Here is a 15,814-nt window from a genome sequence, read left to right on the forward strand (position 1 = left end):
GGATAGTGAACGATGACCAACCCGACCCTGCCCCTGTTCTACAAGAGCCCCCGCCCGCTGGTGGCCGCCCGCGACGCCGATCTGTCGCTGCGGACCGAGCCGAACTTCGCCTTCGCGGCCGCCACCAACTCGGTGCCGCTGATGGCGGTGGAGTTCCCCGCGGCCTGCAAGCAGTTCCCGATCCTGTTCTCGGAGGGCCCGACGGCCCAGCCGGTGGCGCTGCTCGGCCTGCGCTCCGGGGAGAACCTGTTCGTCGACGCGAACGGCGCGTGGGAGGAGGGGGCCTACATCCCCGCCTATGTCCGCCGCTACCCGTTCATCTTCCTGGAGAGCGAGGACAAGTCCCAGCTCACCCTGTGCATCGACGAGGCGGCGGACTCCGTCGTCCCCGGCCGGGACAACCCCTTCTTCGTCGACGGGCAGCCCTCCGCCCTGACCAACAACGCCCTGGAATTCGTCAAGGAAGTCCAGGCCCAGAGCGCCTACACCACGCAGTTCGTCGAGGCGGTGACCGCCGCCGGCCTGATGTCGGAGAAGCGCGCCGACATCACCCTGAACAACGGCGAGCGGCTGAGCCTCGCCGGCTTCAACGTGATCGACGAGGCGGCCTTCAACCAGCTTCCCGCCGAGACGCTGGTGGAGTGGCGTGACCGCGGCTGGCTGGGGCTGGTCTACGCCCACCTGATCTCGGTCAGCAGCTGGTCGGGTCTGGTCGACCGCCTCGCCCTGCGCGGCTGATCCGGTCCAGTCTGCCGGAAACGGAAAGGGCGGCGCCACCCTGGCGCCGCCCTTTTTCGTTGCGGACCGGCGATCAGAACCCCTTTTCGATCTTGAAGACGTCCGGCTCGTTCGGCTTCTCGATGTAGGAGAGCTGGAGCGAAGGCGGCAGGGCGGGGGTGTCGTCCGAAGGCTTCGGCGGGACCGCGAGGGTCAGCAGACTCATGCGCCCCTGGCTGTCGGTGCCGCGGAAGACCACCACCTGCGACCCGTCGCCGACCGGCGCGTTGAGCAGCATACCTTCCTGCCGGTAGCCCTGCGCCACGAAGTAGTTGCGCAGCGCGTTCGCCGCGCCGACGAGCGCGTTCGGGTCGACCTTCGGATTCACCGCGCCGCCCCACAGGATGTTCACCTGGAACAGCTTCTGCGTCGAATGGCCGAGGATGTAGGCGACGACCGCCGGGCCGGCGCCGGTCTGCAGGTCATCGACCTTCACGATCAGGCTGGTGGTCCGCTCCGTCGCGTTGGTCTCGCGGCGGATGTCCTTGCCTTCGATCTTGAAGTCCTTGGTGATGGCCTTCGCGACCTCGTCACCGGTCATGCCGAAGCGCGCGGAGCGGAAGCCGGTGACCTTGGCGGCGGGGGCCGTCTCGGCCGCAGCGTTGGGCGTGGTGGCTTGGGCGGGCTGGGCGGCGGGAGCAGGGGCGGCGGGAGCGGGGCTGCGATCGGTGGTTGCGGCCTGGGCGGCGCCCGCCAGGGTTCCGGCCAGAGCGAGGGCGGCAAGGGTCAGCCCCAGGGCCGGTCGGTGAAACGGCATAATGGAAACTCCACAAGACATCGAAGCCATTCGGTCGGCGGATCAAGCCAATCGCCGCCGTTCGCCTCTCTTCCGGATGAGGCGGCGCGACAATTGCCGTTACTTCGAACGAGAGTTTAGCAAAATCCGACTGGGCTTCGGGGTGAATTGTGATTGATCCCTCATGTCCTTTTTCCGACGCGGAACGCGTCGGCGAAATTCTGGACCTTGTCCGACGACACGGAGAGCAGCGCCTTCGTGACCGCCGCCGGGCGCCGCGCCTGCGCGGAGGCGATCTCCCCGACAAGACGCTCCAGGGCCGGGGTCGCGCTACGGTAGCGGATGCGATGGTTCCCGTCCGTTTCGATCAATCGAGCCTGATGAAGATTCGCCAAGACTTCCTGGAGGATGAGCGTGCTGCCGCGTGATTCGCGAATGAGTTCCTCCGAATTCCACGCCCGATCCGCATCACGCCGTAAAATCAGCAGGATCTCCAGGGTCCACACCGTCTTGATCGAATGCTGAAGAAAGATCAGGGCATCGTCCGAAAGCACGCCGCCAGTCCATTGTCTGTTCCAGTTCCCCGCGGGTCCCGATCATCCGGGAAGGCTCGACGATTTGAGCCGTACGTCGGGGCGGAGTGTGCACAGGATGCCCCCCGCCGTCCAGTCCCGCGCCCCTCTTCGCGGGGGCGCATCCGGCCCGATTCCAGACATCTTTCGGGGTATGGCGGTGCTCACTGGGTGAATTGACAACGCTAGGCCAGCTTGAATCCGCCCTTCGGGGTAATCCGAAGGAAAAATCGTCGTGCGTCGCGCTTCGGCAATGCCGAGCGGGCGCAATCGTGACAGTTTAGGCCGCAATTCCGATCGGCTATGGCCCGTGCATGACTGGTTTCGACACCCGCCCCGTCTTCTTCATCATCGGCGCGCTGCTCAGCGTCCTGGCCGTTGCGATGCTGCTCCCGATGACCGTCGATCTGGCGACGGGCAATCCGGACTGGATGGTCTTCGCCATCGCCTTCGCCCTGACGCTGTTCTTCGGCGTCCAGTTCATGCTGGCCAACCGCATGGACCGGATCGCGCTCAACCTCCGGCAGGCCTTCCTGCTGACCGCCCTGTCCTGGGTGGTCATCTGCGCCTTCGCCGCCGTGCCCTTCATGGTGTCGCAGATCGACCTGTCGGCGGCCGACGCCTATTTCGAGGCGATGTCGTCGCTGACCGCCACCGGGGCCACGGTGATCTCCGGGCTGGACGGGCTGGCGCCGGGGCTGCTGCTGTGGCGGTCATTGCTGCAATGGCTGGGCGGCATCGGCATCATCGGCATGGCCATCGCCATCCTGCCCTTCCTTCAGGTCGGCGGCATGCAGCTGTTCCGCTCGGAATCCTCCGACCGGTCGGACAAGGTGACGCCGCGGGTCAGCGACCTCGTCATCGCGGTGGGCTGGATTTATCTGTGCCTGACCGCCGTCTGCGCGGTGATGCTCGCCTATGCCGGGATGTCGTGGTTCGACGCCATCAATCACGCGATGACCGCCGTGTCCACCGGCGGCTTCTCCACCCGCGACGCGTCCATCGCGAGTTGGAACAGCCCGGCCATCGAGTGGGTCCTGGTGGTCTTCATGGTGCTGGGCGGTATGCCCTTCGTCCGTTTCATCAGCCTTGCCCAGGGGCGGGCGGCCAGCTTCTGGGCGGACACGCAGATCCGCTGGTACCTCGGCTTCCTCGCGGCGGTGTCCTTCGGCTTGTCGGTCTGGCTGACGCTGACTCGGGGCATGCCGTGGGACGACGCCATCCGCGTGACCACCTTCAGCGTCGTCTCGGTGGTCACCACCACGGGCTACGCCTCCATCGACTATGAGCGATGGGGCCCGTTGGCGTCGGTGGCTTTCTTCATCCTGACCTTCGTCGGCGGCTGCACCGGATCGACCTCGGGCGGGCTGAAAATCTTCCGGTTCGAGATCCTGTTCATCGTTCTGCGCGCGCTCCAGCGCCGCCTCTACAGCCCCAATCTGGTGATCCCGCTCAACTACAACGGCAAGCCGGTCAGCGCCGACGTGATGATCTCGGTGATGGGTTTCGGCTTCGTCTATCTGATGTCGGTGTTCGTCCTGGCCTTCGTCCTGGCCTTCCTTGGGGTGGACGTGGTGTCCGCGCTGTCAGGGGCGGCGACGGCGGTCAGCAACGTCGGCCCCGGCCTCGGCCCCACCATCGGACCTTCCGGGAATTTTGCCACATTGCCGGACGGAGCCAAATGGGCGCTGGCCGCCGGCATGCTGCTGGGGCGGCTGGAGTTCTTCACCATCCTGGTCGTGCTTAGTCCGTCCTTCTGGCGGCGGTGAGGGGGCCGGGGGGCTTCTCCTCCCGCTCGCGCTCCTGCGGGTCGCGGCTGGCCGCCGACACCAGATGGACCAGCGCGGCGCCGAGCGCGATCACCCCGACCGCCACCGACGCCCGCAGGAAGCGGGAAGCGTCGCCGTGCAGGGTGAAATGCCACCACAGCTCGTCGCTGAAGGCGATGTGCTTGTAGGAGAACAGGCCCAGCCAGAAGGCGCTGGCCAGCGCCACGCCGGTCGCGATGAACCAGCTCGGCGTCAGGGGGTTGCGCAGGATGTTGCCGCGGCGGTGGAATTCCTTGCGGGCGGGCAGCAGGGCCAGGAAGATCAGCCCCGGCACGATGGCTTCGGGCCAATCGCCGCCCTTCAGCAGGGCGGAGGCGCAGCCGGTCGCCAGCAGCACCAGCGACAGCACCCAGGCGGCGTGCAGCCGCCGCTGCACCGCGTGGGCCAGCAGAATCAGCAGCACCCCGGCGACGCTGCCGGTGAAGTGCGACATCTCCACCAGCGGCAGCGCCGTGGCGTCGAAGGGGGCGGGCAGCGTCTCCTCCGGCGTGGCGCGCGAGAACAGCAGGAAGGCCCCGGTGATGAAGATGCAGGCGGCCAGCACCAGCGGCACCGCCGGGCTGACGGCGGCGGAGATGCCCCGCGACAGGCCGCCGATGCGGCGCCGGGCCTGGAAGGCCTCCACCCCGCCGAACATCAGCCCGGCGATCACCAGCGGCGCCAGATAGTAGATCAGCCGGAAGACCAGAAGCCCCGCCATCACGTCGTTGCCGGGCATGGCCGGGGTCAGGCTGACCAGGACGATGGCATCGAACACCCCCAGCCCGCCCGGCACATGGCTGATGATGCCGGCGACCAGCGCGAGCCCGAAGGCGACCAGGACGTCGGCGTAGCTCACCGCGTCGCTCGGCGGCAGGCAGAGATAGAGGACCAGCGCCGCCAATGACAGGTCGCAGAGCCCCAGCAGGAGCTGGCGAACCGCGATGAATGGGCGGGGAAAGGCGATGGCGTGTCCGAACACCCGCAGCGGCCGGCGCAGCCAGAAGCCGCCCACCGCGTAGGCCGCCAGGACCGCCAGCGCCGCCAGCCCCAGCAGGACGGCGCTTCCCGGCGGGACGTGCAGCGCCTTCAGGGCGGTGGGGTCGATCAGCATGACCACCGGCATCACCGTCGCCAGCCCGAGCATGAAGGTGGTGACGACGAACAGCGTCACCTGCGCCACCTCCACCCCGCCCAGCCCGTGCGGCGCGTAGAGGCGGTAGCGCACGGTCGCCCCGATGATGCTGGCGAAGCCCAGGCTGTGGCTGAAGGCGTAGCTGGTGAAGGCGGTGAAGGCCACCCAGCGGTAGGGCAGGGGCCGCCGCAGGTGGCGCAGGGCCAGCAGGTCGTAGAGCGTCAGCAGCCAGTAGCTGACCGCCGCCGCCGCCGAGGCGGCGAGAAGCTGCACGCCGGTGATGCGGCTCAGCGCCTGCCGGATGTCGGCGACGCTGTACTGCTCCAGCCAGCGGTTCAGGATGACCAGCGCCCCGGCCAGCAGGGCCAGGATCAGCACCCCCGTGCCGTAGCGCAGGAGCCGCTGGGTCCAGGTCGGGGGGCTTTCGGTATGGGCCATGGCTGACAGGATCGTTCCGGGCGCCTAGGATGACGGGGCTTCGGACAAGAACAACACCGCGCAACGAAAAAGCGCATGGCCGGGCGTGGCTCTTCGGGAGGCAACGGATGCATCTTGTGCTTTATCTCGCCACCGGCCTGTCGGGGACCAACACGCTGATCCTGCTGCTCGCCTATCTCTGGGACAGCTCGGTGACGCTGTTCGGCGGCGCCACGGGCTACGGGCTGCGGCCGGACGGCGTGTCCTTCACCCTGTCGCTCGTCACCACGGTGCTGCTGGCCTGGTACGCGCTGGTCCTGCGGCGGCGTCTCCGCGCGGATCGCAAAGGCGGCGCCCGCCCGGAATAGCCGGACGCCGCGCCTTGGGCCGGAAGCATGAGCGCGGCATTTTTTTGGAAACTCCGGCCGGGTTGATCCGTTGTGTGGGCCACGTCGCCGCGCCTCGGATTCGGGTGCGCTGCCCGGACCCGGAGAAAGACATGCACGGGATCAACAAAACCGTCTCCTTCACCGCAGGGGGTCTGATTCTCCTGTTCGTCCTTCTCGCCAGCGTCTTCACCGAACCGTTCGGGGAGCGGATTTCCGCTCTTCAATCGGCCATTGTCGGCAACTTCGGCTGGTTCTACATTCTGTCCGTCGCGGGCTTCCTTTTGTTCGCTTTTTGGTTGTTCTTCAGCCCCTACGGGTCGATCAAGCTCGGCAAGGACGATGACGAGCCGGAATTCAGCTACCTGACCTGGTTCGCCATGCTGTTCAGCGCCGGCATGGGAATCGGCCTGCTGTTCTACGGCGTGGCGGAGCCGGTGCTGCATTTCGCCAACCCGCGGGTCGGGGAGGGGGGAACCCCCGACGCGGCGCGGGAGGCGATGAATCTGGCCTTCCTGCATTGGGGGCTGCACGCCTGGGGCATCTACATCACGGTCGGCCTGTCGCTGGGCTATTTCGCCTACCGGCACGACCTGCCCCTGACCATCCGGTCGGCGCTCTACCCGCTGCTGGGCGACCGGCTGAGCGGCTGGCCCGGCCATCTGGTGGACATCGTGGCGATCGTCGGTACGCTGTTTGGCATCGCCACCTCGCTCGGGCTGGGGGTCATGCAGATCAACGCCGGGCTCGACTATCTCGGGCTGCTCAGCGTCGGAACGGTGCAGCAGATGGTGCTGATCGCCGTCATCACCGCGGTCGCCACCGTATCGGCGGTCAGCGGCGTCGGCAAGGGCATCCGCCGGCTCAGCGAGCTGAACATGCTGGCGGGGTTGCTGCTCCTGCTCTTCGTCTTCCTGCTGGGCCCGTCGGTGTTCCTGCTGTCGACGCTGGTGGAGAGCATCGGGCGCTATTTGTGGACGCTGCCCTACACCAGCTTCCGCACGCTGCCCTACACCGGGGCGGAGTGGCAGGCGAGCTGGACGATGTTCTACTGGGGCTGGTGGATTTCCTGGGCGCCCTTCGTCGGGATGTTCATCGCGCGGGTGTCGCGCGGCCGCACGATCCGCGAATTCATCGGCGGCGTGCTGTTCGCCCCGGTGGCGCTGACCTTCGTCTGGTTCACCGTGTTCGGCGAGACGGCGATCCATATGGAGATGTTCGAAGGCGGCGGCATGGCGGCGGCGGTCCAGGAGAGCGTGCCGACGGCCCTCTTCGTCATGCTGGACCGCCTGCCGCTCAGCGTGATCACCTCGGCCCTGGCGACGCTGATCGTCGTCACCTTCTTCGTCACCTCCGCCGACTCCGGCGCTCTGGTGATCGACATCATCGGGTCCGGCGGCAACCAGGATCCGCCCATCGCCACGCGCATCTTCTGGGCGGTGCTGTCGGGCGTGGTGGCGGCGGTGCTGCTCCTCGTCGGGGGGTTGCAGGCGCTTCAGACGGCGGCGGTGACGACGGCGCTGCCCTTCGCGGTGGTTATGGTGCTGATGTGCGTCGGGCTGGTGACCAGCCTGCGGGCGGAGCGCCGGACGGGGCCTGACCGGCGGGTCGCGCGGGTCGCCACCGCGTCGGAGGGCGGCGCCCCGGTGCAGCCGGCGGGCGACGGCGACTGGCGCCAGCAGCTGGCCGCCGTGATCGGGCGCAAGGGGGCCATTGCTGCGGCGGCCCCGCCCGGCGCCGCCGGGGCGCGGCGCGAGGTCGCCCGCTTCATCGCCGACACGGTCGAGCCCGCCTTCCGCGACATTGCGGCGGAGCTGGAACGCCTCGGCCGCCGGGCGGTCATCGAGGTCGGCCCCTTCAACGCCGGGCTGTCCGTCCTGCGCGACGGGGAGGAGGAGTTCAGCTACGACATCCGCGCGCGGGCCTATCACCCGCTGACCTTCGCCTTCACCGATCTGAAGGAGGCCGATGAACGGTGGCAGATGCGCGTCGAGGTGATCCTGCGCGGCGGTTTGCACAAACAATTGTTGCCGGCTCTCGCCGGGCGGGAAGCAATCGTCCGCGACTTCGTGCAGGAGTATGGAAAGTGGCGGGGGTGGTGAAAGAGCGCGGCCTCTTGCGGTAGCAGGAGAAGATTGCCTCGAATTATGCTAGAAAGCCGTCCGGTGCTTTCTTCGTGCCGAGGCGGCGGCGACCACCATGGGTCATCAGGCGGATCAGAACCAGTCCGGGATCGGCGTCCCCGGCGGGGAGGCGTGCGCGTCGGCGGACCGCCCGATGACGGCTTCGATGACGGCCGCAATGACCGCCCCAATGACCGCCCCAATGACCGTTGCCGATCTTCCCCGGCTCGACGGGCTGTGGGCGCCGGTCTGGTTGCAGGAGGGCGAACGCGGGCGGATGGTCTGGGGCAACCGCGCCGCCCTGGAGCTGTGGAACGCCGCGTCGCTCGCCGATTTCCAGGCCCGCGAGTTCGGCCGCCAGCCGGAGGGGGCGCCGCAGGCCGAGGGGGAAGCGGTGACGGGACGCTGGACCTTCTACCCCAAGGGGCGTCCGGTCACCGCCTGGGTGCGGCGCAGCGGCATGGCGCTGCCGGACGGACGCCTGGGCATCCTGCACGAGGCGCAACTCGCCGCCCCGATGGCCGATCCGGACCATGGCGGCACCGACACCGAGGCGCTCGACCGCGAGCGCGCCATGCTGCAAAGCCTGATCGACTCGATGCCGGACATCGTCTTCTTCAAGGACGTGAACGGCACCTACCTCAAGGTCAACCGGGCGATGCTCGACTATGCGGGGCGCCCGCCGCTGGGGCTGACCGACCACCGGCTGTTCGACGCGGAGACGGCGGCGCGGCGGCGGCGGACCGACCAGATCGCCATGCAGAAGGGCTTCTCGCGCAGCGAGGAGTGGTTCGTCCATCCCGACGGCCGCCGCGTGCTGATGGAGACCGCGAAGGCCGTCTGCCTCGACCGCAGCGGCAAGATGCTGGGCGTCGTCGGCATCGCCCGCGACATCACCGAGCGGCGGCAGACGGAAAAGCAGCTTCTGCGGCAGCACGCCCTGTTGCAGGGGATCATCGACACCATCCCCGACGCCGTCTTCTTCAAGGACCGGGACGGCGTGCTGCGCAAGGCCAACCGCGCCTTCGCCTCCTGGACCGGGCGTCCGCTGGAGCAGTTGATCGGGCTGGACAGCCACGAGATATGGCCTCATGAGATGGCCGACGGCATCCGCGCGGGCGACGCTTCGGTCTATGCCGAGGACCAGCCGCGGCGCAACGAGGAGAGCATCCCGCTGCCCGACGGCGGACGGATCTGGGTGGAGATCCTGAAGGCGCCGATTCGCGACGCCGGCAACGAGCTTCTCGGGCTGGTCGGAGTCGGGCGCGACATCACGCTGCGCAAGGCCGCCGAGGAGGATCTGCGGCGCAGCGAGGCGGAGAAGGACCATCTCGCCAACCACGACGCCCTGACCGGCCTGCCCAACCGCCGCCTCCTCTTCGACCGGCTGGACGTGGCGCTGGCCCGGTCGCGGCGGTCCGGGCGACCCTTGGCCCTGCTGTTCATCGACCTCGACGGCTTCAAGGCGGTCAACGACCGCATGGGGCACGATTGCGGGGACGAGGTGCTGCGCATCGCGGCGGCGCGCATTGCCGGTTGCCTGCGCCGCAGCGACACGGTGGCCCGCGTCGGCGGCGACGAGTTCACCATCGTGCTGGAGGATGTGACCTCCGCCGCGGATGCCGGGAGCGTGGCCGCCAAGATCGTGGAGGCGGTGGCGCAGCCCATCCCGGTGCAGGGGATGACCGCCGTGATCGGCGCCAGCGTCGGCATCGCCTTGTCCCCCGCCGACGGAGCGGACGCCCGCAGCCTGCTGGTGGCGGCGGACGGCGCGATGTACCGGGCCAAGCAGGCGGGCCGCGGCACCCACGTCTTCTACAGGGACGTTCGCCACGAGAATCCGGACTGAGAGAATCCGGACTGACCGGGTGCGGAATCCGCTTGCGCAGCCGGAACAAAAGAAGAACAATACCCGCCTGACCGGTTCTTGACGGGAGAGGATGGGATCATGTTCGTCTGCGTCGATGGTGACCGCACCACCCGCCTGCGCCAGTGGGCTTGGCTCGACATCGGTTCCGGGACGGGCCCCGGCGAACGCCGCCTCGTCGGCTGGAGCGTCACGGACGAGGCGTGGCTCGTCTCAGAACCGATCGGCGTGGTCGCCACCAGCCCGCTCGGCCGCCCGCCGGGCTGGGCGGTGACCGTCAATCACCGCCGTTATCTGCTCGAACAGCCCGGCCTGCCCCATGGGGACGAGCCGTTGGCCGCCATCGACTGCCTGCGGGCGAACGGCAGCCTCGACCCCACGGCCCCCATCAGCATCGTGCCCTGGCGCCCCGGCAAGTCCACCGCCGAACGCATCTTCGAGCGCCGGACGGCCTGATAGCGGCCCGACCGGGGGCCGATCGGGGCCCGACCAGGGAAAGACCCGCCGCTGCGTGACGGAACCGTCTTTTTCCCGTTGAAAGCCTTGTTTGAGGCGGGAAGAGGTCGTTCACCATGCAGCAGCGCTGGCCGCAGAGGTTGTGGATCGTCCGTCACGGGGAAAGCGCCGGCAACGTGGCGCGCGAGGCCGCCTACGCCGCCGGGCTGGGGCGGATCGACATCGCCGAACGCGACGTCGACGTGCCGCTGAGCCGCCAGGGGGAGCAGCAGTCCGCGGCGCTGGCGCGCTGGTTCGCCGCTCTGCCGCCGGAAGAGCGGCCCGACGTGGTGCTGACCTCCCCCTACAGGCGCGCCCGACGCACGGCGGAGATCATCCACGCCGGGGGCGGCCTGCCGGTCGAACCCACGGAGTTCGTGGTGGACGAGCGGCTGCGCGAGAAGGAATTCGGCATCCTCGACCGGCTGACCGCGCTCGGCATCGCGCAGGAGCATCCCGAGCAGGCGGAGTTCCGCCGCATCCTCGGCAAATTCTATTTCCGCCCGCCCGCCGGGGAGAGCTGGTGCGACGTGATCCTGCGGCTGCGCAGCGCGCTCGACACCATCAGCCTGCACCATGGCGGCCAGCGCGTGCTGGTGGTCAGCCATCAGGTCGTCGTGCTGTGCCTGCGCTACCTGCTGGAGGGCATGACGGAGGAGCAGATCCTCGCCATCGACCGCGAGGGCGACGTGGCGAACTGCGGGGTCACCGAATACGCCTTCGATCCCGACCAGGGGCACAGCGGGCGGATGCAGCTTCGCCGTTACAATTTCGTTGCCCCGCTGGAGGCCGCCGGAGCGCCGCTGACGGCCGAACCCGACGCCAACATGGCCGCCCGATGAGTGATGTTCCCATGAGCGACTCGATTCCGGTCACCCGCGACCTGCTGCGGTCCATGCCGCTTCCCCACCCCGGCGACGGCGCCGACAAGGACGGGCGGGGCCGGGTTCTGGTCATCGGCGGCAGTGTGGAGGTGCCGGGCGCCGTGCTGCTGGCCGGGACGGCGGCGCTGCGCGCCGGGGCGGGCAAGCTCCAGATGGCGACCTGCCGCAGCGTGGCCCCGCATCTCGGGCTCGCCGTGCCGGAGGCGCTGGTGCTCGGCCTGGGCGAGACGGCGGAGGGCGGCATCGCCCCCGACTGCGTGGAGATGCTGTGCGGGCGGGCGGTCCGCTGCACCGCGGTGCTGATTGGTCCCGGCATGATGGACAAGCGGGCGGTCGCCGACTTGACCGGCGCCCTGATCGCCGAGCTGGACGGGGAAGGCGGCCCCGTTCTGGTCATCGACGCCGAAGCGCTGATGGGCCTGGAGGACGCCAACGCGGCGCTGTGCCGCCGCGGCGGGCGGACGATCATCACGCCGCACGCCGGCGAAATGGCCGGGTTGTCCGGAATCAGCCGGGAGGAGGTGGAGGCCGACCCGCCCGCCGCCGCCCGCCGGGTCGCCGACCGTCACAAGGTGATCGTCGTGCTGAAGGGCGCCTGCACCCACATCGCCACGCCCGGCGGGCGGATGTGGTCGTACGACGGCGGCAACGTCGGCCTCGCCACCTCGGGGTCGGGCGACACGCTGGCCGGTGTTATTGCCGGGCTGGCCGCGCGGGGCGCCGACCCGGCTCAGGCGGCCATCTGGGGTGTCCATCTGCATGGCGAGGCGGGCAACCGTCTGGCCCGCCGCGGCCCGCTGGGCTTCCTGGCCCGCGAGCTGCTGGCCCAGGTGCCGGAGATCATGGCCGAACTGTCGGCCTGAGATCGCCGGTCTCAGAACACCAGTCTCAGAACACCAGTTTGGCGGCCTGATAGAGGATGACCCAGGGAGCGGCGATCAGCCCGCCCCACAGAGCAACCAGCGGCAGGCCGCGCAGCTTCTTCGCCGGGGCCGGAGCGGTGAGGGGGAGCGGGAAGGAAACGGTCTCGGTGGTGCCGACAGCGGGATTGTACTGGGACATGATGACCTGCCGATCTGTGTGTGAGGGCAGGATGCGCGCCGATCTCTTAACGACGATTAAAGTCGGGGGTAGCCGCTGCGCGGGATTACGGCGTACCGCCGCCGGGTGGCGATGCGCGTTCGAGGGTGAGATTTCGGAGAGTCCCGAGCTTCTTGACAAAGATTGCCAATCGTTCCGAAATGTCCTTCGGAAGAAGGAGGTGGTCCATGCCGACCATGAACATCAGCCTGCCCGAAGCGCTGGCCGCCTTCGTCGAGCGGGAGGTGGCAAGCGGCGGCTACGCGTCGCAGAGCGAAGTCGTCCGCGAGGCACTTCGTCTGCTTCATCGGGAAAAGGCGGTCGAGCTTGAGAAGCAGGAGATGCTCCGGCGCGCCATCCTGGTGGGCGTTGACGACTGGAAGAATGGCCGCCTGGACGACCGTCCCATTGCCGACATCCTGAACGACATCGAGAACTGACCCGTGGTCGCTTACCGCGTCACAGATGCGGCGAAGCGGGACTTTGCGATGGTCCTGCGGGAAAACAGGGAGCGATTCGGCGCGCAGCAGAGAGATATTTACAAGGCCTTGATCGCCAAGGCGGTCGAGATGGTTGCCGCAAACCCTGCCAGGGGCGGCTCCTGGGACCGTGGGCGCATTGTGCCGGACCTGCGTGCCTTCCACCTGGACCATGCCGCCGGCCGGCGCGGCGCTGCGGCCCACACGCTTTATTACGCCATGGATCAGCAGACCGGCGAGCCGCCGGTCGTCGTGATTCTTCGCCTATTGCATGAAAGGATGGAACCGGACCGCCGCATCCCGCAAGGATGAGGCCGGTCCGGTTCCCGACGTTCGCTCAGGTCACTTCGCCAGAGTCTTGTTGAGCCACAGGGCCAGCAACGTGCAGACCGCGCCCGACAGCAGATAGGCGCCGGCCGAGAACAGGCCGTAGTTGGCGGACAGCACCAGCGCCACCAGCGGCGCGAAGCCCGCCCCGAACAGCCAGGCGAGGTCCGAGGTGATGGCCGCGCCGGTGTAGCGGTAGCGCTGGGTGAAGCCCGACGTGACCACGCCCGACGACTGGCCGAAGGACAGGCCCAGGATCACGAAGCCGACGATCATGAAGACCAGTTCGCCCAGCGGCCCGCCGTTCAGCAGCAGGGGCGCCACGCCGCTGAACACCGCGATGGCCGCGGCGCAGCTTCCAAGCAGGGTGCGGCGGCCGATGCGGTCGGCGATCCAGCCGGAGGCGATGATCGCCCCAAGCCCGAAGAAGGCCCCGACCACCTCGATCAGCAGGAAGTCCGCAGGCGTGTCCTGCGTGTAGAGGAAGATCCAGGACAGCGGGAAGACGGTCACCATGTGGAACAGCGCGAAGCTGGCCAGCGGGGCGAAGGCGCCCAGCACGACGCGCATGCCCTCGTTGCGCAGCATCTCGGTCACCGGAACCGGCTGAAGCTCGCGGCTTTCGAACAGGTGGGTGTATTCCGGCGTCACCACGATGCGCAGCCGCGCGAACAGCGCCACCACGTTGATGGCGAAGGCCACGAAGAACGGATAGCGCCAGCCCCAGCTGAAGAAATCCTCCGCCGACAGGTTGCCGGCGAAATAGGCGAAGAGGGCGCTCGCCACGATCAGCCCGATGGGGGCGCCGAGCTGCGGAATCATCGCGTACCAGCCGCGGCGGTTCTCCGGCGCGTTCAGCGCCAGCAGCGAGGCGAGGCCGTCCCAGGCGCCGCCCAGCGCCAGACCCTGGCCGATGCGGGCCGCCGCCAGCAGCCAGATCGCCGCCGCGCCGATCTGCTCGTAGCCCGGCAGGAAGGCGATGGCGACCGTCGAGGTCCCCAGCAGGAACAAGGAGAGGGTCAGCTTGGCGCCGCGTCCGTGGGCGCGGTCGATCGCCATGAACAGCATGCTGCCCACCGGGCGGGCGACGAAGGCCAGCGCGAAAATCGCGAAGGACCACAGCGTTCCGGTCAGCGGGTCAAGATAGGGAAAGACCAGCTTCGGGAAGACGATCACCGAAGCGATGGCATAAACGAAAAAATCGAAGAATTCGGACGTCCGTCCGATGATGACGCCAATCGCGATTTCACCGGGATTCACCCGGTGGTCGCGGGCATTGACCAGCCTTGCGTCCCGTTCGGTCGCCGTGGTCGATGATCCCATGGTCCCCCCACCGTCTGGCAATTGCGTCAGAGGGAATTAAATAGGCACCGCAACGGCATTCTGCCACGCCCATGGGCGCATTGCTTTGATGTGCGTCAATGGCTGCGCGGAATCGCGGCGCATTGGACAAATTGTCCAATGTCCGACCCGGCCCGTGGGGGTTAGCTCTTCGCCCAAATCCAAAGCGAACCCCTGCTGACAGGTCCTGCCTTGACCCGTTTCCGCGCCTTGGCCCTCTTGCCGCTGATGGCGGTTTTGAGCGGCTGCAACCTTGTGGTGATGAGCCCGTCCGGCGACGTGGCGAGCCAACAGGCCAACCTCATCACCATTTCCACCCTCCTGATGCTTCTCATCATCATTCCGGTGATGGTGCTGACGGTGCTGTTCGCGTGGCGCTACCGCCAGTCGAATAGCACGGCCCAGTACGACCCGGACTGGGACCATTCGACGCAGCTCGAGCTGGTGATCTGGGCGGCCCCGCTGCTCATCATCATCTGCCTGGGCGCGCTCACCTGGATGGCGACCCACCTGCTCGACCCCTACCGCCCGCTCGACCGCATCGCCGCCGGGCGCCCGGTTCCGGCCGACACCAAGATGCTCGACGTCAACGTCGTGGCGCTCGACTGGAAGTGGCTGTTCATCTACCCGGAATACGGCATCGCCACGGTGAACGAGGTGGCCGCCCCGGTGGACCGGCCGATCCGCTTCAACATCACCTCCTCGACGGTGATGAACTCCTTCTACATCCCCGCGCTGGCCGGGCAGATCTACGCCATGGCCGGCATGGAGACGAAGCTGCACGCCGTCATCAACGAGCCGGGCAGCTACAAGGGCTTCTCCGCCAACTACAGCGGCGCCGGCTTCTCGCACATGCGCTTCACCTTCCACGGTCTGGCCGCCGACGGCTTCGACAAGTGGGTGGCGGACATCAAGGCGGGCGGCGGCAAGCTCGACCGCGACGGCTACCTCCAGCTTGAGCGTCCCAGCGAGAACGAGCCGGTGCGCCGCTACGGCGCCGTCGACTCGGGCCTGTTCAAGGCCATCGTCGGGATGTGCGTCGAGCCGGGCAAGATGTGCATGCACGACATGATGGCCATCGACGCCAAGGGCGGCCTCGGCCTCGCCGGCATCGACAACGTGATGCCGCTGATGCACGACAAGCTGTCCCGCCGCGGCACCGCCGTTCTCGGCCCGGTTCCGGTCTATGTGGCGGGCATCTGCTCGACCGAGGAACTGACCGGCCGCGCCGTCGAGTCGTCGCTGGGCGTGCTGAACGCTCCCGCCGACGAGTCTCCGATTTCCAGTCCGATTTCCGGCGCGGGTCTGCCGCGCTCCTCCATCACGCCGATCTCCGCGTCCGCCCCTGCGTTCGGGCCGCGGCTGACGGCCAATCCCTGAGCGGCCC

The 15,814-nt window shown here is 68.2% G+C and carries 16 protein-coding genes; 11 read left to right on the forward strand and 5 right to left on the reverse strand.

The window, feature by feature from the left end; genetic code table 11:
• The first annotated feature begins 12 nt into the window (after positions 1 to 12).
• A complete protein-coding gene (locus tag D3869_RS22665; RefSeq protein WP_137142102.1) occupies positions 13 to 738 on the forward strand; it encodes a SapC family protein in 726 nt (241 codons plus the stop codon).
• Positions 739 to 811: 73 nt separating this feature from the next.
• On the opposite strand, the gene D3869_RS22670 is transcribed toward D3869_RS22665, so the two are convergent.
• Together D3869_RS22670 and D3869_RS22675 are read right to left on the reverse strand one after the other, a co-directional pair.
• A complete protein-coding gene (locus tag D3869_RS22670) occupies positions 812 to 1,534 on the reverse strand; it encodes a hypothetical protein (protein WP_137142103.1) in 723 nt (240 codons plus the stop codon).
• A gap of 161 nt (positions 1,535 to 1,695) precedes the next feature.
• Complete coding sequence (locus tag D3869_RS22675; RefSeq protein ID WP_137142104.1) at positions 1,696 to 2,067, reverse strand: hypothetical protein; 372 nt, start codon at positions 2,065 to 2,067, stop codon at positions 1,696 to 1,698.
• A gap of 332 nt (positions 2,068 to 2,399) precedes the next feature.
• Between D3869_RS22675 and D3869_RS22680 the strand changes: the two genes are divergently transcribed.
• Entirely contained in the window at positions 2,400 to 3,854 is a 1,455-nt protein-coding gene (locus D3869_RS22680) for a TrkH family potassium uptake protein (RefSeq protein WP_137142105.1), read from the forward strand.
• On the opposite strand, the gene D3869_RS22685 is transcribed toward D3869_RS22680, so the two are convergent.
• Entirely contained in the window at positions 3,829 to 5,466 is a 1,638-nt protein-coding gene (locus D3869_RS22685) for a lysylphosphatidylglycerol synthase domain-containing protein (RefSeq protein WP_137142106.1), read from the reverse strand. The two genes, D3869_RS22680 and D3869_RS22685, sit on opposite strands and share 26 nt — an antisense overlap.
• Before the next feature lie 107 nt (positions 5,467 to 5,573).
• Between D3869_RS22685 and D3869_RS22690 the strand changes: the two genes are divergently transcribed.
• From D3869_RS22690 to D3869_RS22715, 6 genes are all read left to right on the forward strand, one after another.
• The gene (locus D3869_RS22690; protein WP_137142107.1) at positions 5,574 to 5,813 is read left to right on the forward strand and encodes a hypothetical protein; all 240 of its coding nucleotides are present in this window, start codon (positions 5,574 to 5,576) and stop codon (positions 5,811 to 5,813) included.
• 131 nt (positions 5,814 to 5,944) lie between these two features.
• On the forward strand, positions 5,945 to 7,933 hold the full coding sequence (locus D3869_RS22695) for a BCCT family transporter (RefSeq protein WP_137142108.1): 1,989 nt from the start codon (positions 5,945 to 5,947) through the stop codon (positions 7,931 to 7,933).
• A gap of 223 nt (positions 7,934 to 8,156) precedes the next feature.
• Positions 8,157 to 9,803, forward strand: coding sequence for a sensor domain-containing diguanylate cyclase (locus D3869_RS22700; RefSeq protein WP_247895983.1), 1,647 nt, complete (start codon positions 8,157 to 8,159; stop codon positions 9,801 to 9,803).
• A 99-nt stretch (positions 9,804 to 9,902) separates the two neighbouring features.
• A complete protein-coding gene (locus tag D3869_RS22705) occupies positions 9,903 to 10,277 on the forward strand; it encodes a hypothetical protein (protein ID WP_137142110.1) in 375 nt (124 codons plus the stop codon).
• Positions 10,278 to 10,393: 116 nt separating this feature from the next.
• Positions 10,394 to 11,158, forward strand: coding sequence for a histidine phosphatase family protein (locus tag D3869_RS22710; RefSeq protein ID WP_137142111.1), 765 nt, complete (start codon positions 10,394 to 10,396; stop codon positions 11,156 to 11,158).
• Positions 11,159 to 11,169: 11 nt separating this feature from the next.
• Positions 11,170 to 12,063: an NAD(P)H-hydrate dehydratase gene (locus D3869_RS22715; RefSeq protein ID WP_137142112.1), complete on the forward strand. Its 894-nt coding sequence runs from the start codon at positions 11,170 to 11,172 to the stop codon at positions 12,061 to 12,063.
• Between the two features lie 25 nt (positions 12,064 to 12,088).
• On the opposite strand, the gene D3869_RS33220 is transcribed toward D3869_RS22715, so the two are convergent.
• Complete coding sequence (locus D3869_RS33220; protein WP_014241902.1) at positions 12,089 to 12,262, reverse strand: hypothetical protein; 174 nt, start codon at positions 12,260 to 12,262, stop codon at positions 12,089 to 12,091.
• Positions 12,263 to 12,468: 206 nt separating this feature from the next.
• Here D3869_RS33220 and D3869_RS22720 point away from each other — a divergent pair, with 206 nt between their 5' ends.
• Positions 12,469 to 12,720: a type II toxin-antitoxin system ParD family antitoxin gene (locus tag D3869_RS22720; RefSeq protein ID WP_137105884.1), complete on the forward strand. Its 252-nt coding sequence runs from the start codon at positions 12,469 to 12,471 to the stop codon at positions 12,718 to 12,720.
• A gap of 3 nt (positions 12,721 to 12,723) precedes the next feature.
• On the forward strand, positions 12,724 to 13,071 hold the full coding sequence (locus D3869_RS22725) for a type II toxin-antitoxin system RelE/ParE family toxin (protein ID WP_137142113.1): 348 nt from the start codon (positions 12,724 to 12,726) through the stop codon (positions 13,069 to 13,071).
• A gap of 30 nt (positions 13,072 to 13,101) precedes the next feature.
• Here D3869_RS22725 and D3869_RS22730 read toward each other — a convergent pair whose 3' ends face one another.
• The gene (locus tag D3869_RS22730) at positions 13,102 to 14,409 is read right to left on the reverse strand and encodes an MFS transporter (protein WP_137142114.1); all 1,308 of its coding nucleotides are present in this window, start codon (positions 14,407 to 14,409) and stop codon (positions 13,102 to 13,104) included.
• A gap of 210 nt (positions 14,410 to 14,619) precedes the next feature.
• Here D3869_RS22730 and cyoA point away from each other — a divergent pair, with 210 nt between their 5' ends.
• Entirely contained in the window at positions 14,620 to 15,807 is a 1,188-nt protein-coding gene (cyoA, locus tag D3869_RS22735; protein ID WP_137142115.1) for a ubiquinol oxidase subunit II, read from the forward strand.
• Positions 15,808 to 15,814: the final 7 nt, after the last annotated feature.

The organism is Azospirillum brasilense (genome assembly GCF_005222205.1).
In the GTDB taxonomy this organism is placed as follows: Bacteria; Pseudomonadota; Alphaproteobacteria; order Azospirillales; family Azospirillaceae; genus Azospirillum; species Azospirillum brasilense_G.